The organism is Streptomyces sp. NBC_01381 (assembly GCF_026340305.1).
Classification (GTDB): domain Bacteria; phylum Actinomycetota; class Actinomycetes; order Streptomycetales; family Streptomycetaceae; genus Streptomyces.
Genome location: NZ_JAPEPI010000001.1, coordinates 1,396,003 through 1,416,506, shown reverse-complemented (window position 1 = coordinate 1,416,506; position 20,504 = coordinate 1,396,003). Strand labels below are relative to the sequence as shown.

Here is a 20,504-nt window from a genome sequence, read left to right as displayed (position 1 = left end):
CGGCGGCCCGCCCTAGCTTCGGCGGCATGCGTTCCCACCCTGAATCCCAACGGCCCCCCGTACGCCCCGGCTGGGCCCACGCCGCCGCCCTGTGGCTCGCCGTCAGCTTCGTATGGCATCTGCAGATGGGTGTCATGTACGAGGACGCCATCGGGCCCGGTGACCACAGCGACACCGAGATCGCGGTCTTCCTCGGCTACGACGCTCTGATCACCCTCATGTCGGCGGCCGGCGTCGGCTGTGTCCTCGCGACGGTCAGGCCCTGGGGCGCGCGCGTCCCCCGGTGGATGGTGCGCGGTCCGCTCCTGTTCGGCTGCGCCCTGCTGACGCTGCGCGGGCTGCCCGGCCTCGTCGAGAACATCACCGTGGCGACCGGGCTCACCCCGCACGGCCTGCTCGGCATGGAGGACGAGGCGGTCGACACCGGCACCTGGGACTTCTGGAAGAGCATGGTGATCAACTCGTACTTCTTCCTGGGCGCGGTCACGCTGATCCCGGCGACGCGCCGCTACACGCGCGCCCTCCGGGCGGCCGGTACCACATCCCCGACCGCCGCTTAGCGCACGCTCTCCCGCAGCTCCTCCGGGCAGGCGGTGCCGCGCGGCAGCTGGTAGGGGGCGCCAAGGCGGTAGACGCCGGGCCCAGGGGCCAGGAGTTCGGTCCACTTGTCGCCGTCGGCGTTCTCCTCGGCCTCCATCAGGCAGCCGTTGAGGTTGTCGAACTCCTTGGGCAGGTCCTCGTCGCTCTCGCGCCGCTGCTTGGACTCCTCGGTCTCCACGGGCCGCTCGACGCCCTTGCCGTCGGCGTCCACGATGCTCAGCCACGGCGAGTACGGGATGCGGACCAGGACCTTGCCCGGCTTCTTCACCTCGATCGTCCACTCGCCCTGCTCGGCGCGCTCGACGACGGCGGGCGGATCGGCCAGCGGATTCGGGTTGATGACCTCGTACAGCTGCCAGTTCGAGTCCACCCACACCTGCTTCAGATACGGCAGGCCCTTCTCGATGAGCGCGGCCTCGCGCTTGCCGCCGTCGCCGTCGGGCTCGCCGTTGGGCACCACCACGAAGTGCACGGACCAGCGCTGCAGCCACTCGTGGTAGTTGGCCGAGTTGAGGGTGTCGTCGTAGAAGAGCGGGTTGCGCTCCATGTCCGCCTGCCGGTTCCAGCCGCGGGCGAGGTTCACGTACGGGGAGAGCGCGGAGGCCTCGCGGTGGCTGCGCGCGGGCACCACCTCGACGCGGCCCTTCTCCGCGCCGACCTCCTGAAGCTCGTTGACGATCGGCGCCAGCTCGCGCGACCAGGTCGCGGCCGGTGTCGTGTGGACGACGTCGTCCCCGGCCTTGAACCCGACCCAGCCGATGAAGCCGACTATGGCCACCACGGTCACGTACCACTGGCGGGACTTCGGCACGGCGTACGGCAGCGCGGCGAGCAGCACGACGCCCGCGAAGGACATCGCGAGGCGGGTGATGTTCGAGCCGATCTGCGAGCTGACGAGCCAGACGCCGAGCACGAAGGCCGCGTACACGGCGGTCGTGATCCGCACGGTCTTCCACTGCTTCGGTACGGCGTAGAAGACGAACCCGGAGTAGAGCAGCGGCAGCGAGGCCGACCCGAACGACATCGGCTGCGTACCGGAGAACGGGAAGAGCCACGCGGAGACACCGACGACGACGGCCGGCGCGAGCCCGAGCGCGTACGCGCCGGGGTAGCGCTTGCTGAGGAACAGCGCGACGGCGACGAGCCCCACGAAGAGCCCGGCCACCGGGCTTCCCATGGTCGCGAGCGCGGCGAACGGCGCGGCCACCAGGGCCTTCGCCCACCGCTTGTAGCGCCAGCGGTGGGGCCAGCAGAAGACGGCGGCGACCGCCATGAGCGCGAACATCTGGCCGAGGCCGTACGTCACGCGGCCCGACACGGCGTTGCAGAACAGCGCGAAGACGCCCGCGAGCGCGGGCCACAGCGGCTGCTTCACCGCACGGCTGCGGATCAGGATCATCGTGAGCAGCGCGGCGGAGAGCGTACCGGCGACCATCATCGTGGTCCGCACGCCGAGCACCGACATCAGATACGGCGAGATGACGCTGTACGACACCGGGTGCATCCCGCCGTACCAGGCGAGGTTGTACGCGGAGTCGGGGTGCCGTCCGGCGAACTCCGCCCAGGCGTCCTGGGCGGCGAGGTCTCCGCCGCCGTTGGCGGTGGTGAAGAACCAGACGAGGTGCAGCACGGCCGCGGACACGGTGGCGATGGTCACCGGGTGCCGCAGCAACCGGCGCGGCCAGGGGGCCCGTTCGGGCGCCGCGGGCTCGGGGCGGCGCTGGGCGGGCAGCTTTATTCGTGCGCCGGTGCGCGACGTTCCACCGGAGCCGGGCTCAGGATCCGCGTCGTCGGCTCGCGTCGGCTCCGCTGTGGCCACTGAAGGCTCTCCCCGTGTTGTTCCTGTCCTGGGGGCGAGCGCCTGGGGGTTCGTCCCGGAACACCCCTTGACTCATCCCGGCGTACTGCCCCCGAGCTTGTGACGCTAGCACGCAGCCCGGAGGTGGGCCCGGGGTGGTGCCGCACCCCGGGAAGGGTCCGTCCGACTTCGGCCAACGGCGTGCGGCCGCTTGGCGTAGGTCCGGTTGCGGTCCCGGAGGCGGCGTGCGTGGTGACGCGGAGCCCGGCGTCCGCTGTTGTTCTCTTTGGCGACTTGGCGACGCCGGGCTCTCGGCCGGTGGTGCTAGCCGACGCGCTTCAGCTTGGCGCCGAAGCCCGGTTCGGTCAGGTCGCTCTGGAGGGCGACCGGCACCTCGATGGCGCCGCCCTTGCCGTCGCCGACGCTCAGCACACCGACCTTGGTGCCGGCCTTCGCCGAGTTCGGGATGGTCTTGCCCTTCTCCGCGTCGAGCTCCAGCTTCACCGTCAGACCGGACCAGCCGACCGCCGACACGTCCTCGGTGGCGACGACGGGGGTCGACCCGCCGAGCCCGTCCTCGACCTCTCCCACCACATCGCCCTTCTTCACGATGGTCTTCGCGGTGAGCGCGCCCTGTCCGGCCTCGATGAGCTTGCGGGTGACGCCGGTGACCTCGTCGATGTTGGCCACGCCGTTGTCGCCGTACTGGCCGAGGGCGGCGCCGATGATCGTCTGCGTCTTGCCGCCGACCTTCTTCTCCGCGGCGAAGAGGATGTTGCCGCCGGCCGCGGTGGTGGTGCCGGTCTTGATGCCGATGGCGACGGTCGGGACGAGGCCGAAGAAGTTCTTCTGCTTGTCGCCGTTGAGGTCGATGTAGTTGGGCTGGCGGGAGATCTCGTTGAAGACCGGGTTCTCCATGGCCGCACGGCCGAGCTTCACCAGGTCCTCGGCGGTCGACACGGTCGTCTTGTCGAGGCCGCTGGGGTCCGTGTAGTGGGTGTTCTTCATCCCGAGCTCCTTGGCGGTCTTGTTCATCTTCGCGACGAACTCGTCCTCCGATTCGCTCTTGGTGTCCCAGCGGGCGAGCAGCTTGGCGACGTTGTTCGCCGACGGCAGCATGACCGCCTGCAGCGCCTCGTACTCGGTGATCTTCTGACCCTCGGTCACCTTCACCACGGACTCGTTGGCCGGCTTGCCGGTCTCGTAGTGCTTCTGCGCGGCGGCGTCGACGGGGATCTTCGGGCCGGGGTCGCCCTTCTTCAGGGGGTGGTCGCGCAGGATCAGGTAGACCGTCATGACCTTGGCGATGCTCGCGATCGGTACGGGCTTCTGGTCACCGGAGGTCCCGAAGCTGCCGATGCCGTTGACGTCCATGGCGGCCTGGCCCTCGCCCGGCCACGGCATGGACGGCTTGCCGCCCTCGAAGCTGACGGAGTCCTTCGCGGTGAGCTTCAGGGTGGGCGTCGGGAGTGGCCGCACGGCCTGTACGACCGCAAAGACGATCACCAGGAGCAGGACCAGCGGCGTCCAGATCTTCACCCGCCGCACGGCGGTACGGACGGGGGTCTCGGCCGGCGGCGGGGTATTGGTCAGCTCGGCGAGAAGATCCAGCGGCGGCTTGGGCGGCAAGGGCTGCTGCGTGGTGCGCTCGGGCCCTACGTTGCCTGGCGTGGGAGCGTTGCCTGGCGTGGGCGCGTTGCCTGGCGTGGGCGCGTTGCCTGGCGTGGGCGCCTCGGACTTGGCTCCGGTGCCCGCGGGCGTGCCGGGCTGCTCATCGAGAGGCTTGAGCGCGACGAACTTGCTGGTGCGCTCGGCGTCGCCCTCGGGCTTGAGGGCGGGCTTGGGGTCACCTCCGGCCTTCGGGGCGGACTTGGGGCCGGACTTGGCGTCACGCGTCGCCGCGCCACCCTTTGCACCAGACTTTGCATCACCCGCATCGGGCTTTGTGGAGTCACCCTTGCCGCCGGGCTTGTGGTCCCCGATCTTGAGCATGGTGGTCGGCTGATCGACCGCCTTGGGGTGCAGCGCCCGGAACACGGCGGTGGCTTGGTCGACGCCGGGGGATTTGGGGGTCTTGGGGTCGACGTCGGGGGTCTTGGGGTCGGCGTCGGGCTTGGCGTCGTCGCTGGGCTTGGCGTTCTTGGATCCGCTGTCGGACTTGGCGTCCTTGGCGGCTGCGGGGGCTTGGTCCTCGGCGGGGGTGTCGCCCTTTGCGGGGGCGGCGCCCTTGGCCGGGGCGTCGCTCTTCGCGGGGGTCTTGGTCGCTTCCGGGGCGTCGTCCACGGCGGAGGTGTCGCTCTTGGCCGGGGCGTCGTCGCCCTTGGCGGTAGCAACGGACCCGACGGGGGCGGCGGGAGCCTCCGCGGCGGTGGCGGCGTCCGTGCCGGGGGTCTTGGTCGCTCCCGCAGCGTCGCTCACGGCGGAGGCGTCGCCCTTGGCCTGGGCGTCACCCTTGGCGGCGACGGCCTCAGCAGGGGCGGCGCTCTCGGCGGCGGAGTCTTCCTCGGCCGAGGTGTCGTCCGTGGCGGAGGTCTTGTTCGCGCCCAGGGCGGCGCCCACAGCGGAAGCATCGCGCTTGGCCGAGCGGTCGCCCTTCGCGGAGTCGTCGCCCTCGATCTGGGCATCGCTCTTGGCCGGGGCGTCGCCCGTGGCGGAGGCGACGGCCTCGGCAAGGGCGGCGCTCTCGGCGGCGGAGCCCGCCTCGGCCGAGGTGTCGTCCGTGGCGGGAGTCTTGCTCGCGCCCAGGGCGGCGCGCACAGCGGAAGCATCGCTCGTGGCCGAGGCGTCGTCGTTGGCGGCGGGGGCGGCGCCCTCGGCCGCGGAGCCCTTCTCGGCAGTGGCGTCGTCCGCGCCGGCGGTCTTGCCCGCTCCGGCAGCGTCGCCCTTGCCGGAAGCCTTGCTCGCTCCCGGGGCGTCATCCCCGGCGGAAGCGTCGTCCGCAGCCGGGGTGTCGCCGGCAGCGAGGTCTTCGGCTTCGGCAGAAGCGTTACCCCCGACGGAGGCCCCATCCGTGGCAGAGGGCTCGCCTCCGGCAGGAGAGTCGTCCCCAGCGGGGGCGTCGGCCTTCGCGGCAGCAGGAGCGTCGCCGTCGGCGGAGGCATCCCCCTCGGCAGCAGCGCCACGCTCGGCGGGGGAATCGCCCTGGTCAGGAACCTCGCTCCCCGTGGCGACCTCAGCGTCGGCCTCGCCGTGCGCAGGAGCCTCGTCCTCCGCAGAAGCCGTCCCGCCCCCGGCAGGGGAACCCTGCTCGGCGGCAGCATCGCCCCTGGCCGGAGCGTCATCGCCGACGGAAGCGGCACGCTCGGCAGCCGTGCTCCCGGCGGAATCTCCGTCCTCGGCGGGCGTCCCACCCCCGGCAGGGGAACCCTGCTCGGCGGCAGCATCGCCCCCGGCCGGAGCGTCATCGCCGACGGAAGTGCCACCCTCGGCAGCCGTGCTCGCGGCGGAATCTCCGTCCTCGGCGGCGGATCCGCTGCCGGCAGCAGCACCACCCTCGGCAGGAGCGCCCTCCCCGGCAGCACCCTCGCCGCCCGCGACCCACGCGGCGACCGCGGCCCGCAGCCGCGCGTCGCCGCTCGACTCGCCGCCGCTCGACTCGCCGCCGCTCGACTCGCCGCCGCTCGACTCGTCGCCGCTCGACTCGCCGCCGGCAGCCTCCGCGGAGCCCGAAGGTTCCGAGGACTCCGACTTCGCAGAGGACTCCGAAGCCTCCGAGGACCCAGCAGCCCCAGCAGACTCCTCGGCCCCAGCGGGACCAGCAGCCCCGGCAGGCTCGGCAGCCGCCCCTGCAGAATCCGCTGCCGCCGCCTCCGTCACCGCCTTCGTGGAGAAGACCGCCGTCGCCGAGTCCTGCTCCCGTGCCGCGGGGACCTCGCGGGCCACCGCCAGGCGCGGGTCCGCGCCGGAGGTCGGGGTCGGTTCAGCGGTCGGGTTCCCCGACGACTTGCCAGACGACTTCCGCTGCTTCGACCTGTCGGGGGTCTCGCCCGCCACCGATGCCTCCTCGTACGCCATGCCGTATGCGTATTGCGTTGCCGTTACGCCAAAAACCGGCCGGACCCGCTGTCCGAACCATGTACCAGTGTCCTGTGTGAGGGCTTAACCCCCGTGGTAGACGAGAACGACATACCTACTGGTTCCCGTACTTACCGGTCACGCACCCTCGACAGACCAATGTGAGAGGGGTCACCCTGTCATTCATCCACGCGGGGAGGCATGGATGGGCAGGAGCCGCAGAACAATTCCGGAGGAGCTTCTGCTGCTCGCTTTGGACCCGGCCACGGGTACCACAGCGCAGCCGCAGTCGCTCGACCTCGGTCTGGCCGGAGCACAGCTAGTGGAGCTGGCGCTGGCCGGACGGATAGCCCCAGACGGGGATCGTATCGCCGTGGTGATGCCACGGCCGACCGGAGATCCGACTCTGGACTCCGCACTGGAACTGCTGCGCAGGCGCGGCAGCCCGGTTCGGGCGGTCCACTGGATTGGCGGGCCCCGACTGGGGCTGCGCCAGATCTACCTCGCGCACCTGGAGCGGTGCGGCATGGTGCATGCCGTATCGGGCCAGATGTGCGGAGTACTGCCGACGACTCGCTACCAAGCGACGGACACGGCGATCAGCCGGGACATCAGGGCCCGGCTGGACAGCGCGATCCGCACCGGCGTACCGCCGGACCCGCGGACCGCGGCGCTCGCCGCGCTGGCCCATGCGGTCGGACTCGGCAAGCACCTGTATCCCGGGAACGAGGGGCGTTCATCGCGCTCCAGGCTCCGGGATCTGATCAGGCACGACCCCATGGGCGGCCTCGTGGCGCACGCCGTGATGGACGTCCAGAACGGTGTGGCCGCTCAGCCACGCCGTAGTCCGGCCCCAGCGGGACCGGGCGGCGGGCAGGGCGGTGGCCGGCAGCCGGCCAGGACCGCTCCGGAACCAGGCGTGGTCCCGATGCAGCCACGCCGCGGATCCATGGCACGCGCCGTGGCCCACTGAGCCCGGCCGGGCGCGATCCCGGCCGAGCAACCAGCAGTCCACGAGCAACCAGCAGTGCAGCAGTGCAGCAGTAACGAACCAGCAGAACCGCTCAGCATCGAGTACGACCCAGCACCGCAACAGCCACGCCGCACCGCAGTCCCCCAGACCCGGTTCGGGAGCCGCTGGGCCGCGCGGGGCACCGGAACCGGACCGTCCGGACGACGACACCGGTTCCACCGCCCCGCGCGGCCGCACATCAGCACGAGGAACACCTGGCAGCGCACCAGGCGCCGAGCAGTCGGACCGCACCCCTCACATCAGTCCTCACACCAGCGCTCACCCCCGTCCGCACATCGGCCGTTTCCCAGCGGTGCGCGGCGCGATGGTGGCACTCTGCTGAACAGCAGACACGCAAAGTAGAGGCATGTTGTAGTCGGAGGTGCACGTCCGTGGCGTCCAATGTCAATCCCACCGTCCGGCGACGCCGGTTGGGCCAGGAGCTTCGCCGGCTCCGCGAGCTCAAGGGCATGACGGCAGAGGAGGTCGCCGAGCGCCTGCTGGTCTCGCAGTCGAAGATCAGCCGCCTCGAGAACGGCCGCCGCTCCATCAGTCAGCGCGACGTACGCGATCTGTGCGGCGTGTACGAGGTCGAGGACCACCGCATCGTCGACTCGCTCATGCAAATGGCCAAGGACTCCCGCCAGCAGGGCTGGTGGCACTCCTTCGGCGACATCCCGTACAGCGTCTACATCGGCCTGGAGACGGACGCCGCCTCGTTGCGCGTCTACGACCCCCAGGTCGTCCCCGGGCTGCTGCAGACCCGCGCGTACGCCGAGGCGCTGATCACCGGCGCGCTGCCGGAGACCACGCCGACGGACATCGAGAAGCGTGTGCAGGTCCGCGTCCGCCGCCAGGAGCGCATCTCCGCGCCGGAGAATCCTTTGCGCTTGTGGACCGTCCTCGACGAGTCCGCGCTGCGCCGCGTCGTCGGCTCCAAGCATCTGATGCGCGACCAGCTGGAGCATCTCGTGGAGCAGTCACAACTGCCGCACGTGACCGTCCAGGTGATCCCCTTCGACATGGGCGCGCACCCCGGCCTCAATGGGCAGTACGCGATTCTCGAGTTCCCGGACGCGGCGGACTCCAGCGTCGTCTACATCGAAGGCGTCACGAGCGATCTCTATCTGGAGAAGGCCAACGACGTCCAGCAGTACAGCGTCATGTACGAGCATCTGCGGGCACAGGCCCTGAATGTGGATCATTCACGCCAACTCATCGCGGACATCGCGAAAGAGTACGCGCGCTGAGCGATCAGCCGAGGGCCCTCGCGGGGAAGGCGCCGCACGGTACACCTTTCCCGCATCGGGGCGGAAGACCCCACTGGAATATGCCATCCGGTTGAGTGAACGATCCCTTCACGCACCGATGTTGGCGAGTAGCGTCATTCACGCCATCAAGCAACAACTGCTGGCGCAACCGCTCACAGCGGTGACCGCAACTCATCAACTGGGCAAACCGGAGTAACCATGGCAATTCACCAGGGCGCTACGAATACGTGGGTCAAGTCCTCGTATTCCACGGGAAACGGCGCATGCGTCGAGGTCAAGTCGCCTCTTTCGACGGCGATTTCGGTCCGGGATTCGAAGGTCACCGAGGGCCCCGTCCTCGCCTTCCCCGCCGAATCGTGGAGCGCATTCGTCTCCGAGGTGACGCGAGAGACGTCACCCCTCGGCTAATACGCGCCACCCCGAGATCAACAACCTCATACGCACCACCGATTGAGCCCTCTCGACTGGCCCGCCGTCCCGGCCGAGGGGGCTCGGCTTATTTCCGGAAACCCGCTACCGGCTACGAGATGCGAGCTACGAGCTACGAGCTACGAGCTACCGCAACTGATCCACGTACGTATCCGTGCCCGGCACCGTCGGAATGAACGGCGCCACGAGTTCCACCCGCCCGAGGCCCGATTCCGCCACCGCGTCCGCGCGCCCCGCGAAGTGCTCCTGCCAGCACTCCCGCGGATCGACCTGCAGGAACCAGAGCAGGGTGAGGCGCGTGTCGACGCCCTCGACCTGCTTCACGTACGTCATCCGGTCCCCCGGCAGCGGAGTCGGCCGGAAGATCGTCACCATCGCGGCAGGAGACCCGGAGAGCGCGCGCGGCAACTGCTTGGCCCGCAGCCACTCCAGCAACTCCGCCCGCTGCTCCGCCGATTCGGCGTCGACGACTTCGAGCACCAGGCCTTGGTAGGGATGGTCGAGCGCGTGGAAGTCGCGCGGCCCGGCCGCGCCGTCCCGGTAGACCGTCGCCTCGTGGTCCTGGAAGGCGGTAAAGACGTGCGTACGGTCCTGATAGACCCGGGCGTCCCGGTTGAGCCGCTTGTTGATGCCGACGGTCCACTTCATGTGGTCGTCGTAGCGCCCTTCGGTGACCCAGTACGTGGAGAGATAGCAGCCCGCCGTCACCGGCTGGGCGACCGCCGACTTCTCCGGGTGGCGCAGGAGTTGCAGCTCGCGCGGCGCGACCCAGCGGCGTCCGGCGTACATCCAGGGCATCGCCATCGCGCCGGCGTAGTAGTGGTCGTCCTCGTACCAGCGGTTGTACGCGTACTCATGGCCCGGATGCGGCTCGACCATGGTGATCAGGGCGTGCCCCGGGTGCACGCCGTAGGGCCCGACGGCGGCCAGTTCGGCGTACGTGTCACTGCGAGTGTCAATGCGTGTGTCTTCCCCCATGCCTCTCCCCTGCCTTCCTCTTCCTTCCTCCGGTGGACGCCCATACTCTGACGCCCCGTCAGCAAAACTGCCATAGCCGGGAGGCGCCCATGCCGCCGTCGCTCCTCGAAGGAAAGACCGTCGTCGTCTCGGGGGTCGGCGCCGGGCTCGGTCATCAGGTGGCGGCCGCCGTGGTGCGCGACGGCGGCCGTGCCGTCCTCGGGGCGCGCACGGAGGCGAACCTCGCCAAGTCGGCCGCGGAGATCGACCCCGAGGGCGCGCACACCGCGTACCGCGCGACCGACATCACCGACGAGGCGCAGTGCGAGGCCCTGGCGCGGCTCGCCCGCGAACGCTTCGGCGGGATCGACGCGGTGGTCCATGTGGCCGCCTGGGACAGCTACTTCGGGGGCGTCGCGGACGCGGACTTCGCGACCTGGCAGCAGGTGATCGACGTCAATCTGCTCGGCACCCTGCGGATGACCCGCGCCTGCCTGCCCGCGCTCAAGGAGCGGGGCGGCTCCGTCGTCTTCATCGGTACGCAGTCGGCCGTCACCGCGCCCTCGCAAGTCCGCCAGGCGGCGTACGCGGCGTCTAAGGGGGCGCTGACGTCGGCGATGTACTCGCTGGCGCACGAGGTCGGTCCGCACCGCGTACGGGTCAACACCGTTCTCCCGGGCTGGATGTGGGGCCCGCCGGTCGAGGCGTACGTCCAGTTCACCGCGCACACCGAGGGCGTACCGGAGGAGGAGGTACGGGACCGGCTCGCGGCGCGGATGGCGCTGCCCGAGCTGGCCACCGACGGGGACGTGGCGGACGCGGCGGTATTCCTGGCGTCGGACAGGGCGCGGGCCATCACGGGGCAGTCGCTCCTGGTGAACGCGGGGGAGCTGATGCGGTAGCCGCCGCGCCGCCCGCTCCCGGGCGGAACTCCTCACGGCCGTACGGGACTTGCTTCCCGTACGGCCTTTTCGTACCCGGTGACAGTCAAGGATGTGAACACAGGTCAGTAAACAGAACGATTTTACTTGCTCTTGACCTCACGGGCGGTTGTCCGCGCCCCACGGCCGAACCCACGATGAGCGGGCACTTCAAGGCCGCCCACGTCCGTATGTCACGAAACTGGCGAAGTGCACGGCATTTCTGCGCAGTTCACAAGGCGGACCCCTGGAGGGCGCACATGAACAGTCTCGACTGGGCCGTGCTCATCGGCTACTTCGGTGTGATGGTCGCGATCGGCGTCTGGTCCCACAAGCGGGTGGACAACGTCAGCGACTTCTTCACCGCGGGCGGCAAGATGCCCTGGTGGCTCTCGGGCATCTCGCACCACATGTCCGGCTACAGCGCGGTGATGTTCACCGGGTACGCGGGCATCGCGTACACCTACGGCGTGACGTCCTTCGTCACCTGGTCCTTCCCGATCGCGCTCGGCATCGCGATCGGCGCCAGGCTCTTCGCGCCGCGCATCAACCGGCTGCGCTCACGGCTGCACGTGGCATCGCCGCTCGAATACCTGAAGAACCGCTACAACCTCCCCACCCAGCAGGCGCTCGCCTGGTCCGGCATGCTCCTCAAGATCGTGGACGTGGGCGCGAAGTGGGCCGCGATCGCGACGCTGCTCTCCGTCTTCACCGGCGTCTCGCTCAACCAGGGCATCCTGATCACCGGCGCGATCACCGCCGTCTACTGCACGATCGGCGGCCTGTGGGCGGACGCACTCACGGAGTTGGGCCAGTTCATCATCCAACTCTTCGCGGGCGTCGCGATGTTCGTGGCCGTCGTCCTCGAACTGGGCGACCACGGCGGTTTCTTCGGCGTCTGGGACGAGCCGGAACTCGCGGGCCACGGAAAGCCGCTGGTCGGCCCGTACGGAACGGTCTTCCTTCTCGCCTTTCTGTTCATCAAGCTCTTCGAGTACAACGGCGGCATGCTGAACCAGGCGCAGCGCTACATGGCGACCTCGGGCCCGAAGGAGGCGGCGCGCTCGGCCCGCCTGTCGGCGGCGCTGTGGCTGGTGTGGCCGGTGGTCCTGTTCTTCCCCATGTGGATGTCGCCCCTCCTGGTCGACGCGAAGAACCCGGACGGCTCGGACGCGTACGGCCTGATGACCGAACAGCTACTGCCACACGGTTTGTTGGGCCTCGTCATCGTCGGCTTCTTCTCCCACACGATGGCCATGTGCTCCTCCGACGCCAACGCGATCGCCGCGGTCTTCACGCGGGACGTGGCGCCGGTCCTGTCCAAGAAGGCCAGGCAGTGGAACGAGCGCTCGGGCCTGATCGCGGCGCGCCTGACCACGGTGATCTTCCTGGGCCTGTCCATGGCGGTGGCCACGCAGGTCAACTCGCCCACGTTCAAGGACATCATCACGGTCGTCATCAAGTGGGTGGCCGGACTGATGGGTCCGATCGCGATCCCGATGATGCTGGGTCTGTTGCGGCCGTTCCGCAAGTCGGGCCCGACGGCGGCGCTGACCAGCTGGGCGCTTGGCCTGCTGGCCTTCTGGCTGGTCAACTACCCCATCAACTGGAGCGTGGAGGGCGGAGTGCCGCTCCAGTACCAGGTCTCGATCCCGCTGGCGGTATCGCTCTTCCTCTACATCCTGATCGGCTACGTGAAGCCGGAGGACACCCCGGAGCGGGACGCGATCATCGAGCGCGTGAATACGGACGATGATGGCTCCGCCGGTTCAGCGGCTGTTCCTGCGCCGGCGGAAGCGGGGGACGACGTGGTGGGCACCCCGCAGCGTCCCGCACCGTAGATCACCGGCTCCGCCGAGTTCGTCCTCAAACGCCGGACGGGCTGATTCAATTCAGCCCGTCCTACCGGGGATACCGCGCAAGCCACCCCGGCGAAGAAACCGCCGGCCCGTGCAAGGCCGGGCCCTGTGTCATCTCCATGGCGAAGTCGTCCGCCAGTTCAAGAATCGTCGGGCGCCCCTCAAGCTCGGTGAGCCAGCCGGGAGGCAGCGCGGTCTCCCCGTGCAGGGCGCCGAGCAGGGCCCCGCACAAGGACCCGGCGGCAGCCGACGCACCGCCGTGGTTCACGGCCAGCCGCAGCCCGTGGCGGATGTCCTCGCCGACCAGGGCGCAGTACACGGCGGCTCCGAGCACACCCTCCGCGGAGCCGTCCCCCAGCAGCTCCTCCACCCGGGAGGGAGAGGGCATTCCCTGCCGTACGGCCCCCAGCGCATGCTTCAGCGCATCGGTGACGGGCTGGTGCCCCGGCCTCGCGGCGAGCAGGGCGAGCGCCCGCTGGATGGCACCGTCGAGTGACTCCCCCCGGGCGAGCCCGTGCACGAGCACGGTGTGTGCGCCGGCGGCGAGATAGGCGCCGGGGTGCCCGTGGGTCTGCACGGCGCACTCCACGGCGAGCTGCAGGACCAGCTGCGGCTCCCACCCCACGAGCAGCCCGAAGGGAGCGGACCGGGTGACGGCCTCCGCGCCCCGCTCTTCGGGGTTCTTGGGCAGTTCAAGCGTGCCCATGGTCTCGTCCCCGAGACCGACAAGGCAGGCCCTGGCGGGCGACCGCCGCGAGTAGAGCCACTCCTCGCGCGCGAGCCAGCCGTCCTCCTTGCGCCGCTCGTCGGGCCCCCAGTCGCTCTGGGTGGTGGCCCACCGCCGGTAGGCGCGGTGCAGATCGGTCGGCGGATGCCAGGCCCCGGTGTCGCGCCGCACCTGGGCGCGTATGAGTCCGTCGACGGTGAAGAGGGTGAGCTGGGTGGCGGCGGTGACGGCGCCGCGTCTGCCGTGCGCGGGGGCGGGGTCGGTCAGCCCTTCCGCACCGTGGGCCTCACGTATCCCATCGAGGCTCAGCTCGTCGACGGGCGCGCCGAGGGCGTCACCGAGGGCGGCTCCGAGCAGCGTGCCGCGCACCCGGCTGCGAAAGTCCTGCTGCTCGGCACGGCCCCAGACTCCGGTGGCTGCTGCGGTGCTCACGGCACCTCCTCCCCTGCTCTCCCTGTCGCTCCCCCGTGCACTTCTGCGCAGCACTGTAATCGACCAGGAACGGCCGGTTCAGGGTCGATGCGATATCTGAAGAGTCGCCCTTCAGATCACTTTTGACCGGCGTTCACCAGGCCTTTTCATATTCACCAGGCCTTTCATCTCGGGGAGGAAATCACCTCATGCCGCCGCCAGGCCGGGTGAGCCGCAGTCCCGGCACTGGCCAGGCTCCCGAGCCCGGAAGGCTCGGTCACAGCCTTCGCAGGTCTGGAACGGGGCCGGGCGGGGCGCTTCCGAGGTGTCGGGCAGGGGTGGTAGCAGCAGGGCGGCGAGGCGGTGGGCAAGGAGGCCTGCCGGGTGCCGGAGCGGCTCGCGGGGCAGTGCCGTGACCAGCGCGCCCCGTACGGCAGCGGGCTCCATACCTCGCTCCAGCCAGGCCGCCACGGCGGGCGTGAGGCGGCATACGTCCCGCTCGGTGAGAAGCAGCCGCGGGTCGAGGGCGCGCAGCCCGGCCAGCAGCTCCGCTGCGGTGCGGTGTCTTTCGAGGTCCGGCTTCTCGGGTTCGGGGAGCGGGGGCACTGCTGCGGGCGGCGCGACCGGAGTGGATGTGGATGGAGCCGCCGGTTCGGACTCCCGCGCGGGGGCCACGGCGGGGCGTGCGGACCTCGGCTTGTTGTAGGAGGTCGTCCGGGTCACGATCCGGCCGGACGGCAGCCGTTCCTTGGCACGGGACAGATACCCGTGCGCCTCCAACTCCCTCAGGGCGGCGGCAATACGCGTCTCCCCTTCGGGGAATTTCGCGGCGAGGGACTTGATGCCGACCCGTGCGCCATCGGGGAGCGACTGCATGTGCGTCGCGAGACCGATCGCTGTCAGGGACAGCTCGGCGTGCTGGGCGAGGTGGTTTCCGACCACGGTGAACTGCTCGCTGTGGCGTTCTACGACGTGGTCCAACCCGGCTCGGGAACGGGCGGTGCGGGCGCGCAAGGGCGCGCTAGGCTGCTGTTCAGCCATGGGGGAAGAGTCCTTTTCTTCCTCGGTGTCAGGCCCTCGTTCGGGATTGCCGTCCCGGCGGGGGCCGTCTCATGTTCGGTTGTGGTCATGCGTTCTGTCTCGGCTGACGTTGCACCACGAAATCCCTTGAGCGCCAGTCGAGTTGGGGATGATCACCCTTGTGGGTGACCGTCGGGACGGGCGGGGTTGGGTCGGGTATTTCCCCTCGCTTTTCCCCTGGTGCTTTCCCGGTTCTTTGTCTTTGGTGTCGGGCCCGACCGGGTCACGGCTCGCCGCGACCCGGCGCCAGCTCGGCCCAGACCGTCTTGCAGGGGGAGCACTCCTCGACTCCCCAGCGGTCCGCGTACGCCGCCACGATGAGCAGGCCTCGCCCGGACTCCGCGTACAGGTCCGCCGGGTCCGGGGTTCCCGGGAGCCGGTCGCCACGAGGGTCCGTCACTTCGATACGGAGCGTGCCAACCACGTCGAGCGTGAGGGTCAGACGGAAGTCCCGGCCCGGCACGCGCCCGTGCAGGGCCGCGTTCGCCGCGAGCTCGGCGACGATGTGTTCCGCCGACTCGGACGGCAGCCGCCAGTCGGCGAGTTGACGCTCCGTGAGCAGCCGGGCGAGGCGGGCGCCTCTTCGCGTTGCGGAGAGCAGGATGCTGAACTGGCGTGCCCGGACGCTGGTTTGGGTGACTTCTGGGTTCATGTCACTCAGCGTGGCCATGCGTGCGTACGCTGAACAGCGATGACGCCCATGCGTACGTGGCTGTCCAGCGGCTGTCCTGACCTGTACAGCCTGTCCGGCGTGACGCTGCGTGCGTAGGAACCGTTGGGGGCGGGCGGCACGGCGGAGGTGGACGCGGTGAGCACTGACGGTACGGACGAGCCCGGCTGGGACGTCGATCCGGAGGACGAGTCGGGGACGGTGATCGCTGTCGGCCGCCAGATCAGGCTCTGGCGGGAAACGGCCGGTCTTGGGGCCGCCGAGTTCGGCAGGGCCGTGGGGTACGGCGAGAACCTGGTCTACAAGATCGAGCGGGGGAAGCGGATTCCTCGGCCGGAGTTCTTGGACAAGGCGGACACCGTCCTGGGTGCGGGCGGGAAGATCGCCGCGATGAAGAGGGATGTGGCGGAGGCCCAATACCCGAAGAAAGTCCGAGACTTGGCGAAGTTGGAGGCTCAGGCGGTGGAACTCGGCGCCTACAGCAATCACACGATCCACGCGCTGCTGCAGACGAAGGAGTACACCCAGACGATCTTCGGCATGCGCCGTCCCTTGTACTCCGAGGAGATCATCGAACGGGAAGTCGGGGCACGGATGGCACGGCAGGAGGTCATCGACCGCACGAAGCCAGAGCCCGTCTTCAGCTTCGTGCAGGAAGAGGTCACTCTCCGGCGACCCATCGGAGGCAGAGCGGTGCACCGAGGCCAGTTGGAACGACTCCTGGACATCGGACAGTTGCGCAACGTCGAGATCCAGGTGATGCCCACCGATCGTGACGATCACGCGGGACTAGGCGGCTCCTTCCGGCTGTTCAAGCTCAAGGGCGGCGCCACCCTCGGCTATGCGGAGGTGCAGCACATCAGCCGTCTTGTGACCACTCCCAGGGAGGTGCAGTACTTGGAGATGCAGTATGGAAGCATCCGGGCGCAGGCTCTCACCCCGCGAGAGTCACTGGCCTTCATCGAGGAACTGCTGGGAGAGACATGAGCATCAACTCCGTTACGGGCCACGGTTCCGAGCTGGAGTGGTTCAAGAGCAGCTACAGCAGCAACGAAGCCGGCTCCGATTGCGTGGAAATCGCTCCCACCCCCCGCACCATCCACGTACGCGACTCCAAGAACACCCAGGGGCCTCAACTCGCCTTCACGAACACCACCTGGGCCGACTTCCTCACGTACGCGGCGGGGTCCCTTCAGTCGACTCGATGACCGCCTCCGCGTACCGCGCCTGGAAGGCATCCCTCGCCGCGACGACCCTCGCCAGGCGCGGGGCCAGGCGGGAGCGGTCGGCACCGGGGGCGCGCAGCACCTCCGTGAGGAGGTCGGCGTGCTCCGCCAGGTCGTCCCACTCCACTTCGGGTACGCCCGCGGCCAGGACTCGCGAGAGCCGGGCGTCGAGCGCCTCCCAGTTACCGAGGGCCGCGTCGATCACTGCCGGGAGAGGGCTCCGCAATGCAAGTGGAGGATCAACGGCCCGGATCGAACGGGCGGCTTCCTCCCACAGCGGGCGGGCGCCCCCCAGCCCCTCGGAACCGGACACCGCCAGAGCATAGAGGGCGGCCCCAACCACCTCTTGACTCTCCCGCAGCGTCCGCACGGCCTCGCGGGACAGGTCCCATTGCCCCGTCATGCGGTACGCCTTAGCCAACACCACAGCACTGAACGCGTTTCCCGCAACCTCGTCGGCGGACATGGCGGTCAGTGCCCGGTCGGCGCACCCCAGCCACAAATGGATTTGGGCGGTCTTGCGGTGCGCCCAACCCGGGTTCTCGCCGATTTGCGCATAGCGCGCGAGGTCCGCCAGCGCCTGCTGCGAGCGACCGGTGACTGCAAAAGCCCAGGCCCGCCGTGCTATTGCCCAGGCGAATTCGGAATTGATCTCGATGGCACGACAGAGGTCCGCCAACGCCTGTTCATAGCAACCGAGCTCGCACAGTAGGTCACCTCGGACCGCAAGCGCCTGCTGATCTTCAGGGCCCAGTTCGAGCACCCGGTCCAGATCGGTGCGTGCCTCCTCGTTCCGACCCAGGTGGCTCAGCGCTGCACCACGCTCGTACAGGATCGCAACGTTGTCCGGCAGCAGGCCGTTGGCCTGATCGGCGTCGGCGAACGCCCGGTCGTAGTGGGACAGCTCTCGGTGCACCATGGACCTGCGATGCAACGCAAAGACATTGGCCGGGTCGAGTTCGATCGCACGGTCCCAGTCCGCCAGCGCCTCGTCGTGCCGACCGAGGGAGGCCAGGGCGGCACCCCGGGCCGCATAGGCCGCCGCGTAGTCACCATCGAGCTCTATCGCCCGGTCGCAGTCTGCCAGCGCCTCGTCGTGCCGACCGAGGACGTTCAGAGCGGCACCGCGGCCCGTATATGCCCCCACGTCCTCGCCGTCGAGTGCTATGGCTCGGTCGTAATCGGCGAGGGAGTCCACAGCGCGGCCGGCGAGGCGCAAGGCTTCACCGCGCTCATGGGCCACCAGGTGCCACTCCGGCGCTACTTCGACCGCGCGATCCATGTCCGCCAGAGCTTGCACATGGTCCCTGCGGATGGTCAGTACCTTGGCCCTGCACCTCAACGCCCATACGTCATCAGGAGAGATGTCCAGTGCCCGGTCCAGATCGACCAGCGCCTCGTCCCGCTGTCCCATCTCGTGTCGCGAAACTCCCCGGTCCACCAGGACTTCCGCGTTCACCGGGTCGAGCTCCAACGCACGGTCCAACTCCCGGACTGCCTCCTCGTAGCGCCCCAAGCGCCGGTACGCGTCACCCCTCACGGCATGGTTCCTCGCGCTGTCAGGCCCCAGCGCTTCCGCCCGATCCATACAGGGCAGCGCGGAGTCCGGCTCATCCATGCACATGTACGTGAGCGCCTTGCCGTAATGCGCGCGCTCGAGCTCCGGATCGAGCGCGATGGCCCGGTCGTACTCGGCCTGCGCGTCGGCAAACGCCCAGCTGTCCCGCAGATCGCCTGCCCGCACCATCAGCGCGAAGGCCCGCCCCCGCTGATCGAACCCGCCCCGGTCGATCAGCAGCCGCAGGGCGGCGGCGAGTCCCGCGCCGTCCGCCAGGGCGTCCAGCAGATCGTGCCCCCACCGCGCGGCCGCCTCCGCCTGCGCGTCCTCCCCCGCGTCGACCAGGGCCTGCGCCCAGCGCCGCGCCACAACCTCACCCGAGTCACACGCGTTGGCGGCATCCCGAAGAACGACGGGCAGCGCCATCCGTTCCCCCGCGCACAGCAGGTGATACGACTCCGCAAGGCGCAGGTCACGCCAGGGCTCGTCCGACCACAGCTTCTCCGGGTGCAGCCCCGCTTCGGCCTCCTCCCGCCACCCGCCGAAGGTCTCCGCGAGCCGCCGGTGCTGCCCGACCCACTGCCTGGGCGCACCATTGCGCTGCAGCCGCAGCATCGGCGCCCGCACCACCGCGTGGTACTGGACGCGATCGCCCCGGTAACTGACGAACGGCAGGCCCCGAAGCCATCCGAGAAGGCCGCCCACCTCCGCCTCCGCGCAGACGCCGTCCACCGCCGCCCGGAACACGTCCGCGTCGATCCGCCTCGGCAGCGCGCACGCCAGCGCCACCGCCCTGCGCACCGGATCCCGCTCCCATTTGAGGAACCGCTCCACCGCCGTGGCGCTCGGATCGCCCACGTCGTCCGGATCGGCGGGCCTGGCCTCGGCAAGGGTGGAAACGAGGACGGGCAGGCCGCCGGAGAGCCGCAGCACTTCCTCGACCACCGGCTCCGCGACGACGCCCTTCGCAGCCAGCAGCCCCCGCGCCTCCAGGTCGGTGAAGGGGTCCAGCGGCACGTGCGTGACGAAGTCCCCGTAGCCGCCCCATCGGGCAGTGTCGAAGGCGTGCTGCCCAGCCGTCACGACGACCACGGTGGCAGGCAACGCGCCATGCCGGTCGGTCAGCATCACCTCGTAGAGCCAGCCGTCGAGGAACGGCGCCGTCCTCTCGTACGTATCGAAGAACAGGACGATCCACGGGGCACTCTTCGACAGATCGGCCAGTTCGTTCAGGAGGACGGGTGTGAGGACCTGCTCCGGGGACATGACCAGCTGGACGTCGTCCTGACTGCTGAAACGCGCGCCGAGCCTGGCGCGCACCTTGTCGGCTCCCTGCGCGAGTTGGGTCGGATCCACCGCTCCCGCAAAAGCTCCCATGCCCGGCGCGGCAAGACCGAGACCGACCAGGGCCGCACGGGACACCGCCATACTGCCGGGCGACGGAGGCGGCGCCGCACGGCCAGGATCCTGCTCCTGGTCGAGCGTCGCCACGGACGCCGATTCCGCCTCATGGCGTCGCTCCCGGTAGGTGGCCAGGAGTCGATCGATGGTCTTCAACCGGCGTTTCTGCAACGCGAATTGGGCGCTGATCACGACCATCGCCTCAGGCACGCTGCCCACCGCCTCGTCGACGTACGCCGTCAAAGCGCCGCGCTCCCGCGCCAGCTGCTCCAACTCCCGTACCAGGGACGTCTTTCCGACCCCGCCGATCCCGTGGATGTGGAACAGGAAGCTGTGCCGCTCATCGCCGGGCGATACGTCGAAGTTGGCGCGGAACGCTTCGATTTCTCCCCGGCGTCCGACGAATCCGGCGCGCCTTCTGCGCCGGATCAGATCTTGCATGGACGGCTGCTCCGAGTCTGCCGACGGTGCCACGGTCCGCACCTCCCCCGCTGCCCTGCCCCGAATTATTCCACCAGGTCATGCCACGGGTCAGCCTGCCGAGGACTCCGAACTCCGCGGATTGTCAGCG

The 20,504-nt window shown here is 69.6% G+C and carries 15 protein-coding genes; 8 read left to right on the top strand and 7 right to left on the bottom strand.

The genetic code is table 11. The annotated features are described in order from the left end of the window. The first annotated feature begins 26 nt into the window (after positions 1-26). Positions 27-560, top strand: a complete 534-nt coding sequence (locus OG453_RS06815) for a hypothetical protein (RefSeq protein WP_266865500.1) — start codon at positions 27-29, stop codon at positions 558-560. Here OG453_RS06815 and OG453_RS06810 read toward each other — a convergent pair. Both OG453_RS06810 and OG453_RS06805 read right to left on the bottom strand, forming a co-directional pair. Beyond that, positions 557-2,419, bottom strand: a complete 1,863-nt coding sequence (locus OG453_RS06810) for a glycosyltransferase family 87 protein (RefSeq protein WP_266865498.1) — start codon at positions 2,417-2,419, stop codon at positions 557-559. The two genes, OG453_RS06815 and OG453_RS06810, sit on opposite strands and share 4 nt — an antisense overlap. A gap of 303 nt (positions 2,420-2,722) precedes the next feature. Further along, entirely contained in the window at positions 2,723-6,412 is a 3,690-nt protein-coding gene (locus OG453_RS06805; RefSeq protein ID WP_266865496.1) for a D-alanyl-D-alanine carboxypeptidase, read from the bottom strand. Positions 6,413-6,617: 205 nt separating this feature from the next. On the opposite strand from OG453_RS06805, the gene OG453_RS06800 reads away from it, so the two are divergent. The 3 genes from OG453_RS06800 (at position 6,618) to OG453_RS06790 (ending at position 9,103) form a co-directional block, all read left to right on the top strand. Next, on the top strand, positions 6,618-7,385 hold the full coding sequence (locus OG453_RS06800) for a GPP34 family phosphoprotein (protein ID WP_266865494.1): 768 nt from the start codon (positions 6,618-6,620) through the stop codon (positions 7,383-7,385). Positions 7,386-7,816: 431 nt separating this feature from the next. Next, entirely contained in the window at positions 7,817-8,674 is an 858-nt protein-coding gene (locus tag OG453_RS06795) for a helix-turn-helix transcriptional regulator (RefSeq protein WP_266865492.1), read from the top strand. 219 nt (positions 8,675-8,893) lie between these two features. After that, the gene (locus tag OG453_RS06790; protein ID WP_266865490.1) at positions 8,894-9,103 is read left to right on the top strand and encodes a DUF397 domain-containing protein; all 210 of its coding nucleotides are present in this window, start codon (positions 8,894-8,896) and stop codon (positions 9,101-9,103) included. 147 nt (positions 9,104-9,250) lie between these two features. Here the strand turns inward: OG453_RS06790 and OG453_RS06785 are convergent, their stop codons facing one another. Beyond that, the gene (locus tag OG453_RS06785; protein ID WP_266865488.1) at positions 9,251-10,102 is read right to left on the bottom strand and encodes a hypothetical protein; all 852 of its coding nucleotides are present in this window, start codon (positions 10,100-10,102) and stop codon (positions 9,251-9,253) included. 89 nt (positions 10,103-10,191) lie between these two features. On the opposite strand from OG453_RS06785, the gene OG453_RS06780 reads away from it, so the two are divergent. Continuing rightward, complete coding sequence (locus OG453_RS06780; protein ID WP_266865487.1) at positions 10,192-10,983, top strand: SDR family oxidoreductase; 792 nt, start codon at positions 10,192-10,194, stop codon at positions 10,981-10,983. Between the two features lie 278 nt (positions 10,984-11,261). Continuing rightward, a complete protein-coding gene (locus tag OG453_RS06775) occupies positions 11,262-12,842 on the top strand; it encodes a sodium:solute symporter family protein (protein WP_266865485.1) in 1,581 nt (526 codons plus the stop codon). A 61-nt stretch (positions 12,843-12,903) separates the two neighbouring features. On the opposite strand, the gene OG453_RS06770 is transcribed toward OG453_RS06775, so the two are convergent. From OG453_RS06770 to OG453_RS06760, 3 genes are all read right to left on the bottom strand, one after another. Continuing rightward, positions 12,904-14,019: an ADP-ribosylglycohydrolase family protein gene (locus OG453_RS06770; RefSeq protein WP_266865483.1), complete on the bottom strand. Its 1,116-nt coding sequence runs from the start codon at positions 14,017-14,019 to the stop codon at positions 12,904-12,906. Between the two features lie 186 nt (positions 14,020-14,205). After that, entirely contained in the window at positions 14,206-15,039 is an 834-nt protein-coding gene (locus tag OG453_RS06765) for a helix-turn-helix domain-containing protein (protein WP_266865481.1), read from the bottom strand. Positions 15,040-15,301: 262 nt separating this feature from the next. Continuing rightward, a complete protein-coding gene (locus tag OG453_RS06760) occupies positions 15,302-15,730 on the bottom strand; it encodes an ATP-binding protein (RefSeq protein WP_266865479.1) in 429 nt (142 codons plus the stop codon). Positions 15,731-15,886: 156 nt separating this feature from the next. Between OG453_RS06760 and OG453_RS06755 the strand changes: the two genes are divergently transcribed. Both OG453_RS06755 and OG453_RS06750 read left to right on the top strand, forming a co-directional pair. Further along, positions 15,887-16,735, top strand: a complete 849-nt coding sequence (locus tag OG453_RS06755) for a helix-turn-helix transcriptional regulator (RefSeq protein ID WP_266865478.1) — start codon at positions 15,887-15,889, stop codon at positions 16,733-16,735. Beyond that, positions 16,732-16,956, top strand: coding sequence for a DUF397 domain-containing protein (locus OG453_RS06750; protein WP_266865476.1), 225 nt, complete (start codon positions 16,732-16,734; stop codon positions 16,954-16,956). The genes OG453_RS06755 and OG453_RS06750 overlap by 4 nt, the downstream gene beginning before the upstream one ends. Here the strand turns inward: OG453_RS06750 and OG453_RS06745 are convergent. Then, positions 16,919-20,407 (bottom strand): ATP-binding protein, encoded by a 3,489-nt coding sequence (locus OG453_RS06745; protein WP_266865475.1) that lies wholly within the window; start codon positions 20,405-20,407, stop codon positions 16,919-16,921. The genes OG453_RS06750 and OG453_RS06745 overlap by 38 nt on opposite strands. Positions 20,408-20,504 lie beyond the last annotated feature (97 nt).